This window comes from Peteryoungia wuzhouensis, from assembly GCF_003205195.1.
Lineage (GTDB): Bacteria > Pseudomonadota > Alphaproteobacteria > Rhizobiales > Rhizobiaceae > Allorhizobium > Allorhizobium wuzhouense.
Window position 1 is genome coordinate 1 of record NZ_QJRY01000027.1, and the last position, 593, is coordinate 593.

Here is a 593-nt window from a genome sequence, read left to right on the forward strand (position 1 = left end):
CGCGGCATCACCATCTCGACGGCCCACGTCGAGTATGAGACGGCAAACCGCCACTACGCGCACGTCGACTGCCCCGGCCACGCCGACTACGTCAAGAACATGATCACCGGTGCAGCGCAGATGGACGGCGCGATCCTGGTTTGCTCGGCTGCCGACGGCCCGATGCCGCAGACCCGCGAGCACATCCTGCTCGCCCGTCAGGTTGGCGTTCCCGCGATCGTCGTGTTCCTGAACAAGGTTGACCAGGTTGACGACGCAGAACTTCTGGAACTCGTCGAACTCGAAGTTCGCGAACTCCTGTCGTCCTACGACTTCCCCGGCGACGACATCCCGTTCGTCAAGGGTTCGGCTCTGGCTGCCCTGAACGACAGCGACAAGAAGATCGGCGAAGACGCCGTTCGCGAGCTGATGGCTGCCGTTGACGCCTACATCCCGACGCCTGAGCGTCCGGTTGACCAGCCCTTCCTGATGCCGATCGAAGACGTGTTCTCGATCTCGGGTCGTGGTACGGTTGTCACGGGTCGCGTTGAGCGTGGTATCGTCAAGGTTGGCGAAGAAGTCGAATTCGTCGGCATCCGCGACACCAAGAAGAC

Annotated in this window: 1 protein-coding gene; it reads left to right on the forward strand. The window is 62.1% G+C overall.

What is annotated here, in order from left to right:
- Positions 1–593 (forward strand): GTP-binding protein (locus DMY87_RS23955; RefSeq protein WP_245409038.1); only part of this gene is annotated, 593 nt, incomplete at both ends.